Source organism: Chryseobacterium sp. GVT01B, from assembly GCF_019970045.1.
GTDB lineage: Bacteria > Bacteroidota > Bacteroidia > Flavobacteriales > Weeksellaceae > Chryseobacterium.
The window spans coordinates 596,591-619,551 of the sequence record NZ_JAHXYI010000003.1 but is presented as its reverse complement, the minus strand read 5'-3'; the positions used below and the strand labels follow the sequence as shown (position 1 = coordinate 619,551).

Here is a 22,961-nt window from a genome sequence, read left to right as displayed (position 1 = left end):
CATAAAACCGCATTATTTTTTTTCTCTTTCTCTTAATTTGTTTGAATGGACGAAGAAAACGAAGTAACTATTGCCATCTGCAAATACATTTATACTAACTGGGTTTCGAAAGCGAAGTCGCAGAGAGACTTTGCATCTAAATGTGACATCGAAGAAAGCACTGTTAGGAAAATTAAAAATATTGCTCTAGGAACGGCAAAGGCAGAATACAATATGTCTATAAAAACGCTAGCAAAAATTTGTCGAAAGAAAGAAATTACTTTAGAAGAGTTTTTTAGAAATATACAAAAGTAATCCCGATGTGAGTCAGAGTCATTTTATTTTTAGGAATATACTGATTAAATATTAACAAATTACAATTTATAATATGCAACATTGCCGATTATGTAGATTAGAAAAAAAATTAGTAAAAAAATCACATATATACCCTGATTTTTTATATAAAGATTTGTATGATAAAAACCACAAAATCATCAAAGTTTCTACAGACGAAATCATTAAAAAGAATCCTAAAATCAGTAGAGCATCATCAGGTGTTTATGAAGGAAATTTATTATGTTCAGATTGTGAGAGCAAAATAATCAGTGGAAACTATGAAACTTATCTTGCTGATATAATTTCAGGAAAAAATAAAAATATAAAATGCACACAAGAAATATCAGGAGAAGTTCAAACTATAAAAATAGATAACCTAGATTATAAAAGATTTAAAAATTTTTTCCTTTCAATATTATTTAGGGCAGACATTTGCTCTTTTGAAGAATTTAATGATGTTAACCTCGGACCTTATCATGAAAAAATTAGAAAAATTGTTTACGAAAATTTAACTACAACTGATTTAGAATTCCAATTAAACATATTCAAACTTGATAAAAAATCAGAATTCAACCAATTAATAGTTCAGCCTTTTAAAAGTAAACTGGAGACAGAAACTTGTTATTCTTTCCTCCTAAAGGATTACTTAATTATAATTAATTTCAAAGAGAATAAAACATCTAAATTAATGAAAGAAAATAGGCTTAAGCAAAGTGGCCAAATAGTTATACCCATAATACCTAAAAGTACAGAAAAAAAGTTTATCCTTACATATATGGATTTAATTTAAAATGACTTGACAGTATTTACATTTAAAAATACTAATAGAACAAATTCAAAAACAAATCATGGATATTGAAGAAAATGAAAATTTAAGAATAGCAATTAATGAAATAATTGACAATCAAGGTTTAAATCTCATCGAATTATCAAAAAAAAATGAAACTTCAAATGAAACTGAATTTGTTGTAATAAATACAATTACAAAAGGAATATATAGGTCAGAAGATAGTTATATAGGAGTTTTTTTAAATTTTGTAAATGAAAATAGCTATCCGGAAGGCTTAAAAAAAACATTAAGAAAAAAATATAAAATTGAAAATATTTATGAAGGTGAAAAATATGCTTTGTGTCTTTCAAATAATAATATTTATACTTTCCGTATAGAACTTTACAAGAAACTTTTTGATATAATAAATTCAATTGACACCTTTATTTCAATTGAAACTCAGGAAATGCTTATTGCAAATGAGGATAAGAATACATTAAGTGCTTTAATAATAAAAACCAACATTGCAAGTTTTATGCTTTCTGGATTGTTAGGTGATGATTATGAGGAAGAAGAAAGAGTTTTATTGAGTGAAAAGCTCGAAAAATCTAGGCCATTTTTTGATTTCAAAGCACCAATAAATTTTGAATGGAATAAGTTAGTTGGAGATAAAGATAGACAATTTGAACGTATCTGCGAGCTACTTTTACAAAAAGAAAAAAATATTTCTCGAATTATTCCAATAGGAAAAACTCGAGCATCAGATAGAGGAAGAGACTTCGAAGTTTATGAAAAAGTTGAGTCTTTTGGAAATGGAGAGGAAAAAAAATGGTTAGTCCAATGCAAATTTTCAGAGAATAGTATTTCTCCAAATCATATTTCAGGTTGGACAGACAGAGTAATTGAGCATAATTATTATGGATTCTGGCTAATGACCAATAATGACATAACCCCTAGTCTATTTGACCAATTTAAAGATGTTGAGAAAAATGAAAAATTTAACATCAAAACCAAATTTTGGCAAAGAAGTGACTTTTATGTAAAATTAAATGTGCATTCTGAAATTTTTACTAAAAATGATATTTTTGAACTTTGACCAACTCCTGTTTACAATATCCTGCTTTCTGAAATTCCATTGTATTAGATATTTCATTTCAAACAGCAATAGCAAAAGACTCAATTATTAGCCTTAATTAGCTTCTAATTGCTATCCAAAGTCTCCCAACTTCGAAACAACTTTAAAGGAAACTATATTATTTGCCAACTCAAAGTTAGGAAACTTTGCGTAGCAGAAATTAAAATCCACTTATCCTTTTCTAATTATATTCTGCGTAAGACTAATATAATTAAACATACAAAACGTTGCTATTGCCCCGAAAGTATGCCATAGAAAGTGGGTTCCGAAACTGAACCATTCCCATTTATCAGCGATACGGAAGGTCAGTGCAAAAACAAATGACAATACAGCAAAGCCTACCCATTTGCCGGCTTTCCATTGGGTATAGATCAAATATCGTAGTACCGAGAAAACTACAAATGAGGCCATGATTGCATAATTGACGTTGATAAAAAGAGAAGAGTTATCTGCCAAAATCCAGTTTCTCAAAGCGAACATAAGGAGTGCATATCCCAGAACCATTACAGCAGCATAGTGCCATCTGGTACTCTGAGTTATAAAATAAAACCCGGCGGAGAGGCATAATATCATAATGGGCAGCCAATCCATCATAATAAATACCGGCCATTGCCTGAATGAATGGTAAACCGTTCCTCCTATGGCACCAATATATAATAACACGAGGCAGTAGGTTAAAAAAGGATATTTTTTGAAATTACCTTTCATTTTAAGGGTCCAGAAAATGGCTATGGCTAAAAATAATATGGCAGTGATTGCATTTAAGGGCTCAGGGAAAAAGTGAGCCATATCTGTTTCTTTATACAACAGGCCTCCGTCCGGTGGTATTGGGTTTATCGGCATTGTCTTTTTTATATTATATTTTATATACTGATATAGTTCTTCTAAATATAGAAAAAATTACAGCATGATCTACCTGGATGTGCCGGATTATATTTTACAAAAATGTTAATTCTACTTCTTATACAATAAACCAGATTGATTATAAAACCAATAGTGTTCAGAATATATACCAATACAAAACCCACAATCAGAAGACTTTCATCCTCTGACTGTGGGTTTTATCTTACAGTATCGTAAGAAGTTTTTAATTTATATTACGTGATAACTATTCTATTTCTTACCAGATAAACTTACAGACTTGTTCCTGTTCTGCAATTATTCTTCGTGATTTTGTTACATACAATCTAAGGAAACAGTTTGGGCTAATATTATATATTCTTTTGCCATATACATCAACTCCCATGGTACCTCCACTGTCAAAGTTATAAATAACGATCTGCTGTTTCGGATAGATTTCTTTGAAATTGACCACCATTTTAATCTGTTCTCCAATAACATGAATAAGCCTGTTTCTATCATCTATGCTAAGATTACTGGAAAAGAACTCATATTCGTGTGGATCTAATCTAACGGCATAATCCTTAGGATCAGACTGATCATTAACAATTTCATCCTTAAGAGTAGCTGTTCTACCGCTAGGAATAAACATTGTATCTGGGTTTTCATCTTCAGATTTAAAGTTTTCACTGGCTTTTACAGATCCTTCTACAGTTAATTTATCACCCGGATTCGCCTCTCTTCCCATTCCGAAGTGACTCAACTCCGTATGAAGATTTAAACCTCCAAACCCATTATACTCAGAACCATAAGAATAATATTCGTTTCGTTTCGCAGCTAACAGTCTTTTCTGATGGATATCTACAATACCTGACTCACTACTATTCAGATGGTTATCTGAGATCACTAAACCTGATCCTGTATTTACTGTAAACTCCGAGTTGAGCTGCAACCCGTACTGTGCCATATAATTCCATTGCTGAATACTCCCTATGCTAAAATCCTGAGTAGTCCAGATTTGCGCCCAATTAGACCAGCTACCTCCGCTCATAGTCCTTTGGTAGGTTATATTGCCCGTATTACTTGACCCAAATGAAGTTGCAGTCTGCTTTACCCAGGTACCATCGTGGGTTTCAATAGTCACATACCACCAGCCGTTATTATTTAAAGGCGCATTGGCTAATCCCACTCCCCTGTAAAAGCCTGTTTTAAGGTAATTATTCAGATTTGAACCTGAAATGATAACGGATGTACCATTCGGGGTACTTAAAAAGTTTGTCTGTACATAAGACTGTGTTGCCAATGCTACATATAATCCTGAACTATGATACATATACGGAAATGCATTTCCATCTGAAGTAGGTATATTTCCGGAAGAAAATCCCACAGCCATAGCATTTTCCTGACCATTAGCTTTTGTATTTAACTGTTTTATGTTGACTGCATGAGTCTCTAAAGTTCCTGCCGGAATAACAGGGCTATGGGTAAATGTCTTGGTATCGCTTATTGTTTCAACTCCATTTTTTCCAACGAATGCATTTAAAGCCTCACTTTTTGTGTAGTAATTAGATAATACGGCATTGGAAAGATATCCTGCATTAGCGTGATTTCCCCAATTGAATGCTGTATTCCAGTTGTTTATATTGGTAGCAGAAAAATCATTTGAATCCCAATCTTTTGTCCAGGGATACCAGGTTCCACTGAAATAATATCTCCTGTACACATCATTATTATTAGCATAGGTAGTATATTCCTGAACTATATGTGTTGAAGTATAGTAAACCCTTAATTGACCTGCTAAACCTGCGGGATAATTATTTGCAGAAGTTGCATTGGCATTTCCTGTCTGAACCCACCATCCTGTAGAAGTAATACTGTTCAAATCTATGGTAGGACCTAAAATACCTCTATAAAGAAAACCTGTATTGTATGCTGATATCCAATCCGCAGAAGTCCCATCATTTAAAGTTGTAATTCTACCCGTATTATTAATTTTCACAACCTCAGTTAGTGCCGGAATATCCCCATTTGTACCAGTAGCACTCCCATAATTAAATGAAAAGTTTTTATGGTTATTCACTGTAAGTCCCCATGAACTTAATGATCCCCTTGGTTGAGTAAAATCAGTGCCATTAAATTGTAAATTTTGGCCTAACCACACCCCATAACCATGGGTTGTATTAGACAGATTAGTATGAAAAATTGCTGATCCTGCTGCTGTTTGGCTGCCAAACAACAAATTATAAGCATCTACAAACTGAGTGTTATTAGCATTGATCACTATCTGACCTGCACTTACTGAATCTCCCTGAGGTCTCAAATAAACAATTCCCGAAGTTCCATCTCCTGAAATTAATGTATATGTAGAACCTGTTCTAATTCTGTTTACTCCCTGCCTTTGAACCTGAAGTTCACCCGCTGTACTGTTAATTGTTCCTGCTACTCCTATATTACCGGATGTATAACTATTCCCGGAAACATGAAGCCTATATCCATCCATCGGTAATGATGATCCATTTAATCCAATTCCTACTCTCTGATCAGATGTCCAGAGGAGTGCCTTAGTAGTATTGTAAGCCGTTGTACCTAAATAACCATATGTTACTTTTACAGTACCTTCTGCATCTACATTGCCAAACCACCCAATAGTATCCACTACGCCATTAGAACCCGCCAACTGTAAAATATCTCTTGCAAATCCTGTTCCTGTAGTTACCGTAGATAAATCTTTTCTTATTGTACTACCTATGGCATGATTAAATGTAAGGGCACCACTCATCAGGTCTCCTGATTTATTAACATAAGAACTGTTATCCAGAGAACCATCTGCCTTTAAAAACTGGGCAGCTGTGCCACCCGTTACTTTATAGCCTTTAGAAGTGTTATAATATGCGTATTTTACATCCATGTTAAATATCTTTACGCGTTACTGTTATGGATACAGTATTAGGTAAAGCAGAATCAAATTCAACATCTATTTTATTCGGATCGGTTAATTTTATTCTGCCATCTATTTTGTAAAAGGTTACTGTATCATACATGGCTACATCTACATTTCTGGTCCCTAAGTTGTGTACTACACCTGAAGATCCGGAAATAGCCGTAGTGTAAGATTTTACAGTATTACTTCCGGCTGTAACTCTACCTTTAGCATCAACGGTAACCTCATCATAAGTTCCGGCAGTTACTCCTGTTGCAGCTAATGTCAACCCTGAGGTAACGTTTGCAGAACCGTCAAAAGTTGCAGTCCATGTAGCGTCACCTGAAGCAGAAATTGTCCTTGGGGTTGTCAATTTTGCAGCTGATCCTGTTGTATTAATTGAAGCAGTTCCAGTTAATAATGTCGCAGGAACAGCAGTAACAGGTACTGCTACATTTCCGGAACCATCAATGGTTTGCGCTGTTGCAGTAACTCCGGAAAGCGTAATCGTTCTTGGTGTGGTCCATTTTGTAGCAGAAAGAACGCTTTTTGCTGCATCTGCTGTGTTATCAACATTCCCTAAACCTACATGAGATTTGTTTAAGACTACAACACCCGTTAATCCATTTACAGAATCTACAGCCCCTGAGGTGATATAAACGAACGTTGTTCCAGTCCATCGGTATGTTTTATTGGTATCAAGAGATACATAAATTTTACCTGTCTCACCAGTGATAAGGGTAGTATAACCCGCTTCTTTGTAAAATTTCCCGTCAGCAGTTTTATAATATCCCTCTAAAACATCATCTACATAAGATGGCAATTGAGATGCAGGCACCAGTCCTGATGCATCCAGTGCAGCAACCCCATTCGCGGCTCCTTTTTGTGATACCGGAATATAATTCGCTAAATCTGATGAAGTAGGCATAGAACCCAGAGTTACCGTTAGGCCATTGGTTGTCTGACTAATACCCGTAACCACATTTCCTGTACCAGAAGTAGTAACCGGTAAGGAAAATGAAGTTCCTGACAATGTCAAACCATTACCTGCGCTGTAGGTAGTGTCTGTAGAAACTAATGTGATTGTATTTCCGGTTTGGTTAACGGCCATATTAGCACCTGCTGCAAGGGTAACATCTCCGGAAACCAAAGTACCGGATGCCCCTCCTTTCATACGGGTAATGGTATCCGGAGTTGTAAATGATCTGTTTGCTGACAAATCATAGGCTGTACCGTTAATTGTTAAAGTTCTTGTTTTTGGTACATAATCTAGCGGATTTAAGTTTCCATCATGCCAAAAAGAATTGATTCCTCTTGTTCCGCCGCCTGCGGTTAAAATATCATTGTCTGTTTTCCCCTCTATTTTGTATCCTACAGAGCTTCGATAATAAGCGTATTTAATGTCCATAATTATATTTTTTTAATTGTTAACTGAATTATATTGGGTGGTAATGAATCAAACAGCACTTCTATAGTATTGGTGTCTATTCTTCTTACCTTAATAGGTATTGTAAACATTGTAACTGTGTCGTAAGCATCAATTACAAAACTTAGGGTATCAAGATCATGTTTTATCCTGAAGTCCCCTCTAACTCTCTCTTCGTGTTTAATTTTTTCGGCGCTGGCTGCGTCTTCGATATTTTTAATTTTACTGTATACCAAATCATTAAACTGATTTTGATAAGTAATGGCACCCCAGTTTGAATACATACCAGCAAGGTTGATTTTATCATCTGAAATACTTCTGGCAACAGCCTCTTTAAGCATTTCTATCTGTTCCCTGTTGGCTTTGATATTGTCTACGATTTCCTGAATTTCATCAAGGTTGGCATCATCAGAGGCTAATATTTCATTAATTCTCCTGATATGTTCAAGCATTTCATCATCTTTTGCCTGAAATGCATTGACTATTTCTCTGATCTGCTCTTTGGTAAAGACATTTCCAGTCTCTTCACTACCGTCTATAGTAGCGGCTAATCTGATTTTTAATTTTTCTTTCCATTCCTCTACATTAGCCTCCGTAAGATTGGATGCATCACGCTTTGCCAGCACTGAAATATGTGCGTTTTCATCTTCCAGATGATTGGTAAAAGTTGAGACAGGCAGTGTTTTTTGAAAAGCTTCATATAAGCCTGCCACCTCATCCATTTTGATTTTTTCATCTAAATGGCGGAATGAAGAAAAGGTCTGCTTAAACTGATATTCTGTAGGAATATCACCTTTTTCAAACCAGCTGAAAATTATATTTAATGGTGTACTCATTTTAATTATTGAAAATTAGTTTTGATAAAATTGACAGTTGCGAAATCTAAACTATCTTATAGAATGACTGCTTAGAATGAGATTCTACTTTTTGAGTGATTATTTCACTCTCCTCTATCATATTGTCAATTATCGCATTGCTTATATGTTGTCATTAAGAAAACTATGCATTTGTCAATGTTTATCACTTTATTTGACATCTTTTGAACTCAATGACTTTTCACATTCTTCAGAGTTCAAATTTCATTTTTCTTTTGCTCTTATAAAAGTTTTTTGACCTTCCTATTCTGTAGTTGCAGTAAACTTTATTTTTCTGAAACAGAGTAATACTGTTTGTAATTACAGTGTTCAAAATTCTTGTTTTTAAAGCTCCTATGAAAGTTTTTTGGCCTCTCCATTCTGTAGTTGCAGTAAACTTACTTTTCAATAAGTTCAAACGTGCTCAATCATTTATCAGAGATAATTTTTATAAAAACAGGATCTTTTAAAAGAAAATGCTAAATATTCCGTTTAATTCTTAAATTTGGCTAATGCAAAAGTATCTTTATCTCATCATCATATCATTTTCTCTCACCAGCTGCTATACTTATCAGGTAAAAAAGCAGCCGGATACCTCAACCGATAATAAGCAAGGGCCAAAAAAGACACCTGACTTAGCTAATAATACTTCAACACAGCTACAAAATGTAGCCGCCCAACCTCCTGCTCCGGTTAATATTCAGGAGAAGCTTGCCCCTAACAAAAATGTTAAAATTGATGTTGATGGAAAGAGCTATAAAATAATAGTTGACAGATGGGAAAGCGACAGCCTGGTTGCACACGCTGTTTATAATCCTAAAAAAGTTCTGAAATTTCATAAAAACCAGATCAACAGCGAAAAAATTGCAGAAAAACGCTTTTCACAACCCATTGCCGATATCATTACGGTTACTGTTTATGCTGGAATCGGTGTTTTAATATGGGCGCTTGTTCACTAATTTAAAGACAATTTCATTTGAAAATAACAGTAATTGCATTTTAATCAGGTATAAACGAACTCCATCGCCTATAAAAGGGTCTGAAGATAATCCCGGCATGATTACGAACGGGCAAATGACGCCACTTTTAAGATAGGTGACGTCATTTAATATTAGTTATGACTAATCATTTTTAATACATCTTATTTTCCGCATATTTATAAACAGTCTTTTCATCCCAGACAAATAACTGGATAGAGCTATAAGGTGGTATTTTATATGAATACCCTGCACTTTCTATGTCAAATCCTTGCCAATTATCACTAGCATTTAACACCAATATTCTTTGACCCCGGAAACATTTTCCTAATATAAAATGCTCACCATATACACATCTGATTACCAGCATTCTATTATCAGAATCATAATATTGAGTTCCCGGCTGCTGTTCAATCATGCCATGAGATAATCTCATTCTGGATTTTTCATTGGTAATCTCATCATCAAGACGTGATAAACTTCCGTCCGGAATAAATAAAGTATTAGGATCTTCATTTTCGGATTTAAAGTTATTAATAGCCTTTACCGAGTCCCCAACATATACTCTACCAGCAACATCTACTGAATCCGAAACTTGTACTGAGCCCCCAACATTTACGGAGTCTGAAACATTTAGTGATCCTGCAATATTTACTTTATGTGAATCATTAGCTTTTGTACCTATACCAATATTCTTGTTTCCTCTATTGAAGTTAATCCCTTCCCAGCCTTTATAACTGCTTGAATATTTATAGTATTCATCTTTTAATACTGCTAAATAGAATTTATCTTTTTCATTATATATACCGGATTCTCCACCGTTATAATTATCAACAACCATTAATCCATTACCCGTCTGATTAGTAAATTGTTGGTTTACAATAATGCCATTGCTGGACATATAATTCCAGCTATCAATATTGTTTTGTGAGAAATCTGCGTCACTCCACAATTTAAACCATTTACTAGACCATTTATCATCAATCCCCTTTCTTATTTTAAGCATAGGTATCCCTGCTCCATTGATCTCAGTTTGGTTGGCAAAAGCTAATTGGTATGAAGAATCCCCGGTTGATGCAGAGGTACCATCCCAAGGAGCGTAAGTCATTACACCTGCATAATTTCCAGTTCCTCCAACATGTCCGGCCTGAATAAAATCAAATCTAACCCTACGACTATTGCCATTAGGTGCAACAACTGTATCCGGATTTCTTGAACCATCTCTTGAAGTAACAAAGTAGTTTGTAGCAAAGACCCCGTTTGAATTGGTTAGATTTATCCATTGCCCACCTTCCTCCTCAGGTTGAATTGACAGAGTCTGGCTTGTAAAATTAGATGACACCCAAGATTGAGTAGCCAGAAATACATAACCATCTGTTCTATGGTATATATAAGGCGCACCTGCTGATAAACCACTTGAGAATCCTAATGTCTGAGCATTTTCTGCAGAATTAACTTTAGCATCAGGATTAAAGTTATTATTAGACCAAAGCGTTTCACCATCTGACAACAAAGGAATATTCCCTTTTTTCGTCATGGTTGTTGTATTAATCGCCTGCCAATACTCTAAGTGATTGCTGAATAAAGGAAAATCTATTCTATGATACCATGTATTACTTCCTGCAATGTGTAAAGAGTTACCATAAGTAGACGGGAATCCGGTACCTGAAGCCCAATCTGTAACGCTTAAAGGATAATCTGTTTTTACTGCGGTTGCATCCTGATGATTACCTCTTTTTGTTAAGTATTCTCCGGGATTTAAATTGTTAGTAGTCCACGGAATGCCCCCCTGAATTTTAACAACACCACTGTCTGAACTCAATAATAAATCACCACCATTTGCAGCACGAACTACAAAACTATCTCCTGTCCCACCCCATAAGGCAGAATTTCCATCAGCTCCGATATAAGCTATATCTTTAGATCCATCATATTTTTGCCAGGTCAGATAATTCCCTGTCTGTGCTGTACTTTTCCACTTACCTAACATAGAAGGAGTCTCTATATTAAAGGCACCTGTCATAGTACCGCCATCTTTTCTGAGGTAGTTTCCTAAGTCTGAAGATGATACAAAATCTGAGGCTAATCTCTGGCCTCCACCTGCAGTTAAAAGGTAGTTATCATTATACCCAATTTTATTAAAACCTTTTGATGAAACCTGGCCAGCATCAGTGAATTCTATACCATTACCTAAATCCCAGTCTTCTGCATTATTTGTAACAGAAGGTGCCAATATTAAATTGTTATTGGTAGGTTTCTGAATGGACCAGGATTTATATGAACTGTTTTTTAGTTTGAAAGGTATTCTGTTATAATAAGTTTTTGCGGCCGATACAATTTCATCCGTATTTCTTGTCTGGTAATCACTCGGTTTGAAATTTACATTATCCCAGGCTCTTCTCCATTGTGTCCAATTGCCATTGTGTCCACCTCTATAGACTAATTCTCCTGCGTCTGCATTACCATCATTATATTTTATCTGCAACTGTGCTGTAGTGTCCTGAGCACCCATGTGCAGCATAGGACTATATAAATGCTGAACCCCTCCTGCGTTGTTGTTTGCTCTGTAAACTCCGGAATTGGAATACCCTCCAAGACTGTTGAAGTTATCATTATATTGAACAGCCTTAGGGATATAGCTGCTATTTGCAAAATTAGTTAACCAACTTCTTGTTGCAACTACATCAGAAGGTAAAGTAATGATATTAGACGGATATAAGTCAAAGTTAGGTTCTATCGCATGAGACCATCCCAGATTCCAATCCAGATTATAGTTTCCATATTTAACTTCTACTTTAGCTACTTCAAATGAAAAATACCCATTCCAGAATGTATCTGACTCTCCTAATAAAATACTTACGTATCCATCAGTTCCAATTCCGATTCTGGCGGTAGTTGTAGGAAAATTGTCTGTTACTTCCCATATCGCTTTTGAACCATTGGAGATCATAGTTCCTGATACATATTTATAGAAAGCCACATTCACTTTTCCTAAGTATTGACTTTCATATCCATAAATATTGATATCAATACTGAACATAGCCTGATCTGGTGAAGCTTGCGGCATTTTAATCGCTAAAATACCTGTATGCCCTCCAACATCATAATAGCCCTGATAAACTTTATTAAATATTCTTACATTATTTTGGTGCTTACTTATTGATCCACCTCCATTAAATTCTAAATCCTTTGCCCCAAGATTCACATCCTGTGCTGCGCCATTATAAGGAACATAATTATTTAAAGCTGATGCATTAACAAAAGTTGACGGATCTAAATTATGAGCATCCCAAACCACTCCGTTTACTCCATTTTTATAGTGTATAATATCACTATTATTAGATTCTACAATAGTATTAATGGTAGGATTTCCTATATATAATGTAGATGGACCGCTATAATTTAAAACCTGGTTATTTCCTGTAGTAAATGAAGTAGAATAAATACCTTGTTTAGAATAAATCTGACCAGACCGCCCGAGAAAATGGGTGGGGTTATTTGCATCTCCAAAATGAAAACCAATCCCTTCATTCAAACTATTGGCATTGCCCTGATAGTAAGAAAGTCCATAAGTATCTGCATTAGCAAATGACCAAATTCTATTTCTTTCATCTGCTTTGTAGAACCTGTTTTGAAATCCTTCATCTGTTTGAACAAAGCCTCTTGAATGTATTCCATACGGAGGAATGAACTGGGAATCAGTATAAGCAGAAGAAGCCAGTAAGCCACCTGATAGAATTACCTGAGAACTATTACCGTTTAAACCCGCTATAGGTCTATCTGAATCTAATACCCAATAACCACCTGTATCTTTCTTCTCCCAGAATGTACCACCAGAAACTAACTCTTCTTTTGTAAGTAAATGTTTAAGATTAATCTGAACTCTCTTTGTTCCTCCCGGATCCCCACTGTCTGTAATTGAAGTCACTCTGTTTCTTCCTTGGTCCAAACCTCCGTAGCCTACAGTTATTTTCGCATCAAACCCTTGCCAATATCCCATACCTGGAAACCAAATAGCCAGTTTACCATTGAAGTTTAAGCATATTACATAATTAAAATAATTTAAGGTAGAATAGCCTCCTTCTGATATAATAGTATCATTGTAAATATACCCCTGGATTTTAGAATCTAAAGGTAAATACTGACCATTACTGTACATATTCCCTTTCATTTCTAAAAGGAACTGGTCTCCATATGTTACTGAATAATCAATATCTGTTTCAATGAATGTCCCCTGTGGGAAATTTCTTCCGGAATGATACCAGGAATCTTCTTTTCTTCGGGAATCGTAGTCATTTCCACCCCCTGTTAAAAAGTGGTTATCAGAGGAACCATTTTTCCTATATCCTTCTGCTTTTACATAATCATAATGATTCTTAGAAGCTACTCCAAAATGAAATCCATCATTTCTCAGAGTAAGTGTAGATGAAATATCTCCAATTTTTGAGAATGTGATCCCTGGTTCTGCGCCATCATCACTTCTTACCCACAGCCTATTGGAATATTCATCCGATATTCCAGAACTTATAAAATATTTCTGACCGTTTACAAATTGATTGGTACTTAAAGTCATTAAATCTAAATCAGCAACTATTTCCGCATGGGTTCTTGTGCTGATTTTTTTCGTTACAGAATTCCAAACCATTACAGAACCTGCATCGTTTGGAACACTTTTCACAATTATTTCGCCTTCTACAGCGATGTGATTGTTAAAATATTCAGGAGCAATCATTAGTCTAGTCTTGCAGTTAAAGTAATTCTATATTCATTCGGAGTAAGGGGAGCCAGCACATCTATTTGTACTTCATTTGGCGATGTCGTCACACAGCTTACATTTATTTTTCTGTTGTCAGTATTACGATAACAGATATAATCAACATTCTGGGTATTCCAGCCATGAGTAATGGGGAAAGTAACGGAAGATCCATCTCCGATCTGCCATGTTTTGGATTTAATTTTTGCATCCAGAACTGCTTTCGTGGATCTTGGAGTCATTGCTTTATTAGGATCTACTCCTGCAATAGCTTCAACATCTGTAGCAATCTGAATCAGTCCTTTCACCGCATCTGTAGCATCTACAATGTCAGGAATCCCTTTTTCTATGATCTGATAATTTTTAGGCGCATTGGAGGCATCATCGGTATTGGCAATAAGGTGGTCACCGACAGAAACGGGCTCATTACCTACCCAGCCATTTGCTGTAATTACCCATACCATCCCTGTTTTAATGGTAGCTGATGTAACAGGTGATGGAGTTGTCATTGAGCCTTCAGCGGTAGAAGGAATATAGCCTCCAGGCTGATAAATCAATGCTCCTGTAAGACTTTGTCCTACTAAGTTTTCAATATATGTTTTAATCTTATTGGATGACCATGTATAGGTTCCTGACTGAGTAGCATCATTCAGGAAAATAGAGACAATATCTGCATTGGTAAGATTTCGGCCTGCTACTTTAATAACATGCCCTGAACTATTAGTAAGGATCTGACTTAGCAATAAAAGCCCGCTTGTCTGATCTGTCTGAAATGGATTATTGGTTAGTGGATAATCCGGATGTACATAATTTTGGGCCAGGTTAATCCAACCGGTTCCGTTCCATTGATGCAGCTGCCCTTTATAATCGATTATCCAACCTGCAGGAACTCCAGTCGTATCAGGTAATGTATCATGGTAATGAAATCGGGTACGTTGCAGCTCACCAAAAAAATTATCCTGATTTGCATTGTTACTTATTACGGCGTTATTATTCATAGTTTTTTTATTTTTTTATGGTTTAACTTTTAAAATGAGAATATTAATAGGATTCACGAGGACGCCTATCATCTTAACCTCTATGGTTTGATTGGTGGCATAATCGTCAACATTTATTTTTTTACCCGTGACACTATCCCGGGCCTGAATGATCACATTTTCCGTTTCAAGGGTGTTAGGAAATACTGCATTTCCTGCGACTTGCACCACTGCACTTGTAGGGGTCTGCGAGATAAGTAAAACCTTATCATAGATCTGCTTATTAAATTCCTGTTGATTTTTCGGGCTGCCTACCCCGCTGTAGTCAAATAACAGCTTTACTTTATCTTCACTTGTCTGGCCTGAAACAGCTTTTAAAGCTTCAATATCGTCACGACTTTTTTTAATGAAATCGATTATTTCCTGAAGTTCATCCAAAGAAAGGTCGTTAGACAACAATATCTTTTTAATCTTTTCTATATTGGATGCCAAGTCTTTATCTGCATCTTTCAATTCATCAACAAAGCCGTCTATCTGTATTTTAGTATATACATTCCCTAGCTGCTCAGAACTATCAACCGTAGCAACATTTTTAATTCCAAGCTTATTTTTCCAGCTGTCAACATGAGCTGGCGTTAGATTACCGGCATTCAGTAAAGCCAGGTATTCCGAATGAGCCGCTGGATCTGCTAAGTGTTTTTTAAAATCTTCCGCACTGGCAAATAATTGAAAAATTTCTTCAAACCCTTCAATACCTTGCATAGGGATTAAGTCATCTTTGTGATAGAAAGATAAAAACGTGTCTTTAAACTGGGTTTCTGTTGGAAAATCTCCAGTTTCAAACCAACTGAAAATTGTATGTAATGGTGTACTCATTTGATAATTGATAATTAGTTTTGATAAAATTGATAATTTGGGAAGGGCTAAAGGTTATTTCTATTGCATGGCATGTCAAAGGGGCCGAAGAAAGCAATATGGCTACTGGTGAAGCGATATGGTTATGTATTCCCTTGGAAGAACCACGAAGCAGATTACACCTTTACGATCTCAAAATAGTACAATGATGTCTATAAAATCTTCGTGAATTTAAGCTGTATGAGCAGTTAGAAGCCGAAACAGGGAAACGAGAAAAGACCATTTATCTGATTTAGAGATTTATTTCCAATGATAATATGGCTTAAAATCCCACTAACAGGTGGGAATTGTTTATTTAGAAAAGAACAGATCAGCTTCAGCCTTTCTTCTACGGATAAGTCCGTTTAATGTTTTTCCGGCAGCAGTAATATATTTCGTGGTAAACCAATTTCTGATTGCCTGCTCTTCTACTTTTTTATTAATCAAAGAAAATAATCCATCTGATCCGCCGGTATTGTAAGTATGCGATACGAGGGCATCAAATTGATTTTGAGTAAGGATTACTTTAATTTTACTGTTGACGATTTTTTCATAAGTCGGTAAAACAGCTGAAAATAACTCTATTCCTTTTTCTTTGCTGATTGCAGGATCTTTCATGGTTACTTTCTTTCCTCCTGTATAGTAAGTGTTACCGTAACCAATTGTCGGAATTCCTGCAGAATCCAGATAAGGCTTTGAACTGAAACCTTCAAATGATACAATCAGATTGATTCCTTTTTGTGATGTTTTCATAGCTTAAAATATTTATAGGTGAAAAAGATGAGTATTAAAGTGATTCCAAGAATTGTAATGAAAATCCAGGCTACGATTTCAAATCCGTTTGATTGAATATTTTTTGTTTCTTCCGAGGTTTTTGAAGCCACTTCTCTGGTGGTTTCTTTTGAACTCGTTTTCTGGGTCAAATCTTGAATAACATGGATGGATTCTTCTTTTTTAACCTCTGCTTTTTCATGGTTGATCTTTGCATAATAGTTATTGATGGAGTATTCTGCATTTCCCATGATGGAAATACTCTGAATGGTATCACGTCCTATCACATTATGAAAGACAAAGGGATTAGATGCATCAGATTTTCCTTTAATTAACAGATCTCCTGATATTTCATTGATATCTTCCTTCAAGGCTACATCAGCTGTTTTACTTTCGGTTGATTGTAAATTGTGTAAGCTTGAAGAATCAACTTTCACTTTTTCTGTTTCTTTTGTATTTTCTTTGTATGTGGTTGTGATTTTGTGTTTGCTTCGGCAGCCCAATATAAAGCTGCTCAATATAATCAATAGCAGAATTTTTGCTTTCATTAGTTTTAGTTTTTAAAAAATTGAACAGGTTTATAATTTTGATTTCAACTCCATGAATCTGATTGAAATTCAAATTTTTACATAAATATTTTATCTTCTTTTACATATTCTTTTTTGATGCTGTCTAATAACATGTCTACACTTACTTTGTAACCAGGTTCTTTTAATGCAATTGCTTTTAAACTTACATCCTGTATGATATTCATAATATTAGAACCGGTTAATTCATAGTGTCGGGCAATTTGTTCCAGATCAATATTTTCAAGTTGTAATTGTTCGGGTAAGTTTTGCTGCCAGATACGCAGACGCTCTTCATGCTTTGGATTATTAAATTGTATGCAGCTATGAAAGCGTCGCGTAAAGGCTTTATCCATATTATTTTTAAAATTGGATGCCAGAATAATAAGCCCTGAAAATGTTTCTATCCTTTGCAGTAAATAAGAAACTTCCTGATTGGCGTATTTGTCATGAGCATCTTTTACAGAAGTTCTTTTTCCGAAAATGGCGTCTGCTTCATCAAAAAATAAAATCCAGTTTTTATTTTCTGCTTTGTCGAACAGTTTAGATAATTGTTTTTCTGTTTCTCCGATGTACTTTGAAACCAGCATAGAAACATCTACTCTGAAAACAGGGCGTTGGGTATATTTCCCTAAAAGACTGGCGGCAAGAGTTTTTCCCGTTCCCGGTTCTCCATGAAACAATACCCTGAACCCTGGTTTAAGTTTTGTCTGCATATCCCAGTCTTCCATAAGAATCCGGCTGCTATTGTACCAGTTCTCAATACACTTAAGTTCATCCAGTGTAGTTTGAGGAAGTATTAAATCTGTCCATGATCGATGGGTTTGTATTCGTTCTGCCGGAAAATCATTGCTCATTTTCGGTAATAATTCCAGGCCAAAAATGATCTTATTAAAGGCTTCTTCATGAACACTTATCTGACCGTTTATTGATGCCTGCTCATGAGCTGAGCCTGAAAAAACAATGAGTTCTTCTTTACTCAAAACCGACTTCGGACCGAAATAATCCAGTGCTTTCAATCGTTCTGAAATACTTTCTCCTCCTAAAATATATTGAGCAGCATGAATTGTAGGATAAAAGAGCCTGCCGTTATCATTGGTTGAACAGAAGTCAAACAGCGCACTACCCGGAAAATCCAAATAAATGCGTTTCAGCAATGATGGATCCAATCGTGGTAATAAAGCCATTAAAAGAATCACAACTTCCTGATGGGCAAGCTCTTTCCCTGAAATATAATCTCCTAATTGAAAGTTTTCATGGTTACTGGTATTAAATTCAGGGGCTCCTACACTAAAATCCTCTGATGGATTGTTTATACGCCATGTAATAACCTTTTCTAAATGAGTAAATAATTTTTGTAATTGTTCTGACTCCATTGGTTTTATGCTTTTTAGGATCCGGTGTACTGCTTCTTTTTACTTTTAAGATGCTTCCACCTATCTTGTATTTATTTCAAAAAACCTCAACCGGAAAGTATCTCACATTCGAGTATCTCTCCACAACTGCTACAGCAGCTGCCCTTGGAAAGTTGCTCCATCATGGGAGTCCTGCTTTTTTAAAGATTCCATCTACGCCTGAAAGAGTGCAGCAGATCCGAAGATCTATTGCCCTGCTTCCGGGAGGAGATTCTAATGTTTGTGCATCAGAAAATTCCGGGATTCCAGGTGCTAAGAGGTGTCCTGCCAATGAGAATCTCTCCGATTAAGGTATGTTTTATATGTTTTTAAATAGCATGCAACACATCTTAAGGATGGTTACATTGTATTTGGTAGTTTTTTTAAAGAAATCTCAACCGGAAAGTTGCTCACATTCGAGTATCTCTCCACAACTGCTAAAGCAGCTGCCCTTGGAAAGTTGCTCCATCATGGGAGTCCTGCTTTTTTAAAGATTCCATCTACGCCAGAAAGAGTGCAGCAGATCCGAAGATCTATTACCCTGCTTCCGGGAGGAGATTCTAATGTTTATGCATCAGAAAATTCCGGGATTCCAGGCGCTAAGAGGTGTCCTGCCAATGAGAATCTCTCCGATTGAGGTATGTTTGTGATTAATCAATAATGTAATTAACCAAATCAGTCATGTTCCGCCCCATAATAATTTTTATATTAACGGGATGCGATGTATATTTTCTTCCGTTGATCTCAATTTCCAAAAGCATCTGAATAAGAGCAAATGGTTTTCTGTGATGAACCGTATGTCTGAATGAGCCCGGTCTTGTAAGTGTCCCCGATGGATAGAATTCATTGAACTCTGATCCTGGTTTAAAATAATGAATAGGATTGATATCCAGGGTCATTTCTTTAGACGTTACAGGGTATTCGGACATTCTGCCTAAGGATTGTGCATCGAGCAGCTGTTCTTTGTAAAAACCTGCATCTTTGAATCCATCCTTGATCTTTTTTTTCTGTTTGTAACGTTTTATGATAATCTTGGGTTTGTATTTATCAATATCTAAGTCGTTTGATAATTTTACCTTTAAATATTTATAGCTTATATTTCTGCTGAAAGCATGTACATAATTTTCTATCTGTGGTGGTAGGCTTTCATATTCAGCTTCCAGGTTAATATGTCCACGTCCTGATTTTTCAATGTTTCCAGCCCGATAGAAATGATAGTATTTCGCAGTCCAATCTGCTGATGCCTTTACATCCAGCCCGAAATTAAGCTCATTTAAATGGAGATAATTATCTATGAATCTGCCAAACTGGCTTTCTGTAGGATATTTACCGGTTTCAAAGTAAGTTTTCAGCTCCTCTCTTGGGATTAATGTATTATTTTCTTCCATGATATTTTAGTTTTCTTTATTTGCTTTATGCTCTTAGTATACTTGTTTTCCGGAGCTGATTACCAGTTGTAATGAAGGTTCAAAGTTGATTCTTTTTTTGTTCCTATAAAACTTTTTCGACCTCTCTATCCTGTAGTTGCAGTAATTCATATGTCGCTAATAAGCAAATCATTAAGCCTATACTTTTCTTCATCTTCTGCAATACATTTCCTCTTTCTGTTTTTCACAGAATTTATGAGTTGCATTCAAAAAAATAGATTTGACGACCATCGTTTCGCTTTGCGGATGAAATTCCAATGGAAAAGCTTTCATCGCCGAGTATCTTACCCGATTGTGGTTGTATTTTTAGTAATGAGAATATAATGGATTAATTCTCTGCCGCCTTGTGATCTCAAGATCTTTTTATACTGGCTTGTTTTTGTTACCTAATAGCAATTACTATTTATGTTATGATGACAGTTCAAAATTAATCACTTTATTGTTCTTATAAAAGTTTTTTGTCCCTGCCTGCCTGTAGTTGCAGTTACTTATTTTTTAGGTTTCCTTATTTTACATTTTCAGAATAGCTGCATTCGATCCTAACATTTCTTACTGCATTGACCTGACCTCCCCACCAATTCTCTTGACTTTGCCCGGCATACAAATACCCAGTCGCTACAAGAGTGTTAGTATCAGCATCATACAAATCGCACTGTATGTTCTGGCTGACAGCCTGAAGGTCAGCATTATAAGAAATGTACAAAAGGTCCCATGCATCATAATGATCTGTAACAGTATCTTTTATTCCATATTCATTACCCCAATATTGAGAATATGCTCTATACTGGATAGGCACTTCAGTTTTGTTAAGAAACTTAATACTTGTATTTACAATATTTATTCTTACATTATTATCTATCCTGGTAATTTCGATGGGGAGTCTGGTGTTCTTCAATTCTCCAAGGTCAAAGCCATCAGGAATTGTATGCAGATTGTTTCCAAATAATCTACGAATATAATAGCTCTCACTTAATTGATAACCAAAACTATAGTATTCGGTTTCTGCTAAATTACCTTCTGATATCTTTTTAATTTTAATGGTATAAGGAGCACTTCCAAATAAATATTGTCTCACTACACCTACTTTGGTAGAATCTCTTATTGTGATCACCTGATCTTCTTCATCCGGTGAGATCACAAAAATCTGGATTTCTAAATCTCCCACGTTATTTGCGAAATAGTAAATAAACGCACTATCAATAGATGCCAAACTATTAGCAAAGATTAACATTTCTTTTTTGTTTAGTACATCTTCTTTATGTCTTAAAGAATCTATCAGATCCGAGAATTGGTTTTGTGTAGGATGTTTACCTGTTTCAAAATAGGTTTTTAATTGATCTCTTGGGGTTAGTTTATTTTCTTCCATAGTACTACTATTCTTTTACGGTTTATGCTTAGCATAATTACCTTTGGGTTTCAATGATTATTTATATTATGTTTTTTAAAATTTGGGACTTATACTTTTCTTATTCCTGTAATTTTTTTGAGCTTCTCTATTCTGTAATGGCAATAATCTTTTTTTAAATCGGAGGATGAGTAATTGATTCAAAGCCCGAAGTTCATCTTTTTCATGTTTCCGGGAAAGTTTTTTAGATTCTCTATTCCGTAGTTGCAGTAATGAATATTTGTCCCCACTTTCACAGAATTTATTTATCGCTTTTGAAAAAACAGATTTTAGATTTTTTTATTCCGTCGCTAGGGTAAGATTCTGATAATCACACTCTATCCTAACATTTCTGGTTTTATCTGCCGTCCCATTACTTGGAATGTTTATATTATTTTGGTTGGCAGTCAGGTGACTGGTCGCTAAAAGCTGATCGGTATCTCCATCATAGACCCTGCATTCTATAGGCTTATTGATTTTTCTAAGGTCTGCTCTATAAAAAAAGTTCAAGTAATCTCCTATATCATAATGATCAGTAACAATATCTCCACTTGTATATTCGTGTCCCCAAAGACTTCCTCCTCCTCCATATACCATATACTCAATAAGTGCTTCAGTTTTATTAATAAACTTAATATTGGTGTTTACAATGTTTATTATTTGTCCATAATCACGCTTGCTTATTTCAAAATAAAATCTTTTACCTTTAAGAGGTCCAAAGTCAAACCCATCAGGAATTGGAGGCAGCGTATTCCCAAACAGCCTCGCCATCATATTATTATACGTATAAGTAGGATCTGCTTCGTAACGCAAAGCATAATATTCAGTTCCCTTTAAATTTTCTGCTGAGAATTTTTTTGCACTAATGGTGTAAGGTGCAGTACCAACAAAATACCTCTTTGCTCCAAAGTTATTACCTTTACCTACATCAATTACCTCATCTTCTTCATCCTGTGAGCTTATCACAATTGGAAAGTGTTCATCTTCAGTACTAAAATTGACATATTCAATGGATCCGTTATCAATAGCTTCCAACCTATTGGCAAGATATATTATTTCCTTATTGGTAAGACCATCTTCTTTATGTCTCAAAGAATCTATCAAATCAGAAAACTGATTTTGTGTGGGAGCTTTGCCCGTTTCAAAATAGGTTTTTAATTCTTCTCTTGGGGTTAATTTATTTTCTTCCATAATAATTTACAATTTATGCTTGTCAGCACAATTACTTTTTAGTTTCAATGATTTTTTATGTTATATTTTAAAATTCGGAGCTCACTTTTTTATCCCTGGAAAAGGATTTTGACCTTGTTACTGTGTAGTTGCAGTACCATTTAGTTTTAAGAAATAGAATGGATGATTTCTTAAGTTTCAATGCTCAAAATTGATACTTTTTTTGTTCCTGTGAAAGTTTTCCGGCCTTTCTATTCTGTAGTTGCAGTACCTCCTTTTTCCGGATAATTAATAAGTCTGTTTTGAATAAAGCCTGGGCTATATCTATAATAAAAAAGACTCAGATTATAAAATCCAAGCCTTTTTTTAACTTATATGTTTACCGTTAG

19 protein-coding genes are annotated in these 22,961 nt (G+C 35.2%); 6 read left to right on the top strand and 13 right to left on the bottom strand.

Features of this window, described 5'->3' with window-relative positions; genetic code table 11:
- Window positions 1-45: 45 nt before the first annotated feature.
- The 3 genes from LC457_RS09455 to LC457_RS09445 all read left to right on the top strand — a co-directional run bounded on the left by LC457_RS09455 (window position 46) and on the right by LC457_RS09445 (window position 2,180).
- Complete coding sequence (locus LC457_RS09455; RefSeq protein ID WP_223599617.1) at window positions 46-294, top strand: helix-turn-helix transcriptional regulator; 249 nt, start codon at window positions 46-48, stop codon at window positions 292-294.
- A 154-nt stretch (window positions 295-448) separates the two neighbouring features.
- A complete protein-coding gene (locus tag LC457_RS09450) occupies window positions 449-1,105 on the top strand; it encodes a hypothetical protein (protein ID WP_223599616.1) in 657 nt (218 codons plus the stop codon).
- Between the two features lie 58 nt (window positions 1,106-1,163).
- Window positions 1,164-2,180 (top strand): restriction endonuclease, encoded by a 1,017-nt coding sequence (locus LC457_RS09445; RefSeq protein WP_223599615.1) that lies wholly within the window; start codon window positions 1,164-1,166, stop codon window positions 2,178-2,180.
- Between the two features lie 210 nt (window positions 2,181-2,390).
- On the opposite strand, the gene LC457_RS09440 is transcribed toward LC457_RS09445, so the two are convergent.
- From LC457_RS09440 to LC457_RS09425, 4 genes are all read right to left on the bottom strand, one after another.
- Complete coding sequence (locus LC457_RS09440) at window positions 2,391-3,062, bottom strand: hypothetical protein (RefSeq protein WP_223599614.1); 672 nt, start codon at window positions 3,060-3,062, stop codon at window positions 2,391-2,393.
- A 277-nt stretch (window positions 3,063-3,339) separates the two neighbouring features.
- Complete coding sequence (locus LC457_RS09435; RefSeq protein ID WP_223599613.1) at window positions 3,340-5,967, bottom strand: pyocin knob domain-containing protein; 2,628 nt, start codon at window positions 5,965-5,967, stop codon at window positions 3,340-3,342.
- 1 nt (window position 5,968) lies between these two features.
- Window positions 5,969-7,387 (bottom strand): hypothetical protein, encoded by a 1,419-nt coding sequence (locus LC457_RS09430; protein WP_223599612.1) that lies wholly within the window; start codon window positions 7,385-7,387, stop codon window positions 5,969-5,971.
- A 2-nt stretch (window positions 7,388-7,389) separates the two neighbouring features.
- Window positions 7,390-8,241, bottom strand: a complete 852-nt coding sequence (locus LC457_RS09425; RefSeq protein ID WP_223599611.1) for a hypothetical protein — start codon at window positions 8,239-8,241, stop codon at window positions 7,390-7,392.
- A gap of 530 nt (window positions 8,242-8,771) precedes the next feature.
- On the opposite strand from LC457_RS09425, the gene LC457_RS09420 reads away from it, so the two are divergent.
- A complete protein-coding gene (locus tag LC457_RS09420) occupies window positions 8,772-9,218 on the top strand; it encodes a hypothetical protein (protein ID WP_223599610.1) in 447 nt (148 codons plus the stop codon).
- 172 nt (window positions 9,219-9,390) lie between these two features.
- Here the strand turns inward: LC457_RS09420 and LC457_RS09415 are convergent, their stop codons facing one another.
- From LC457_RS09415 to LC457_RS09390, 6 genes are all read right to left on the bottom strand, one after another.
- A complete protein-coding gene (locus LC457_RS09415; protein WP_223599609.1) occupies window positions 9,391-13,968 on the bottom strand; it encodes a hypothetical protein in 4,578 nt (1,525 codons plus the stop codon).
- Window positions 13,968-14,987, bottom strand: coding sequence for a hypothetical protein (locus LC457_RS09410; RefSeq protein WP_223599608.1), 1,020 nt, complete (start codon window positions 14,985-14,987; stop codon window positions 13,968-13,970). Before LC457_RS09410 ends, LC457_RS09415 begins: the two co-directional genes overlap by 1 nt.
- Window positions 14,988-15,002: 15 nt before the next feature.
- Window positions 15,003-15,842 carry a hypothetical protein gene (locus LC457_RS09405; protein WP_223599607.1) on the bottom strand — a complete coding sequence of 280 codons (840 nt, stop codon included), beginning with the start codon at window positions 15,840-15,842 and terminating at the stop codon, window positions 15,003-15,005.
- A 330-nt stretch (window positions 15,843-16,172) separates the two neighbouring features.
- Window positions 16,173-16,613: a lysozyme gene (locus LC457_RS09400; protein WP_223599606.1), complete on the bottom strand. Its 441-nt coding sequence runs from the start codon at window positions 16,611-16,613 to the stop codon at window positions 16,173-16,175.
- A complete protein-coding gene (locus tag LC457_RS09395) occupies window positions 16,610-17,179 on the bottom strand; it encodes a hypothetical protein (protein ID WP_223599605.1) in 570 nt (189 codons plus the stop codon). Before LC457_RS09395 ends, LC457_RS09400 begins: the two co-directional genes overlap by 4 nt.
- A gap of 77 nt (window positions 17,180-17,256) precedes the next feature.
- Window positions 17,257-18,573, bottom strand: a complete 1,317-nt coding sequence (locus LC457_RS09390; RefSeq protein ID WP_223599604.1) for an ATP-binding protein — start codon at window positions 18,571-18,573, stop codon at window positions 17,257-17,259.
- A 50-nt stretch (window positions 18,574-18,623) separates the two neighbouring features.
- Here LC457_RS09390 and LC457_RS09385 point away from each other — a divergent pair, with 50 nt between their 5' ends.
- Both LC457_RS09385 and LC457_RS09380 read left to right on the top strand, forming a co-directional pair.
- On the top strand, window positions 18,624-18,902 hold the full coding sequence (locus LC457_RS09385; protein ID WP_223599603.1) for a hypothetical protein: 279 nt from the start codon (window positions 18,624-18,626) through the stop codon (window positions 18,900-18,902).
- Window positions 18,903-18,997: 95 nt separating this feature from the next.
- On the top strand, window positions 18,998-19,228 hold the full coding sequence (locus tag LC457_RS09380; protein WP_223599602.1) for a hypothetical protein: 231 nt from the start codon (window positions 18,998-19,000) through the stop codon (window positions 19,226-19,228).
- A gap of 13 nt (window positions 19,229-19,241) precedes the next feature.
- Here LC457_RS09380 and LC457_RS09375 read toward each other — a convergent pair whose 3' ends face one another.
- The 3 genes from LC457_RS09375 to LC457_RS09365 form a co-directional block, all read right to left on the bottom strand.
- Complete coding sequence (locus LC457_RS09375) at window positions 19,242-19,979, bottom strand: hypothetical protein (protein ID WP_223599601.1); 738 nt, start codon at window positions 19,977-19,979, stop codon at window positions 19,242-19,244.
- 544 nt (window positions 19,980-20,523) lie between these two features.
- Entirely contained in the window at window positions 20,524-21,384 is an 861-nt protein-coding gene (locus tag LC457_RS09370; RefSeq protein WP_223599600.1) for a hypothetical protein, read from the bottom strand.
- Between the two features lie 318 nt (window positions 21,385-21,702).
- The gene (locus tag LC457_RS09365; protein WP_223599599.1) at window positions 21,703-22,593 is read right to left on the bottom strand and encodes a hypothetical protein; all 891 of its coding nucleotides are present in this window, start codon (window positions 22,591-22,593) and stop codon (window positions 21,703-21,705) included.
- Window positions 22,594-22,961: the final 368 nt, after the last annotated feature.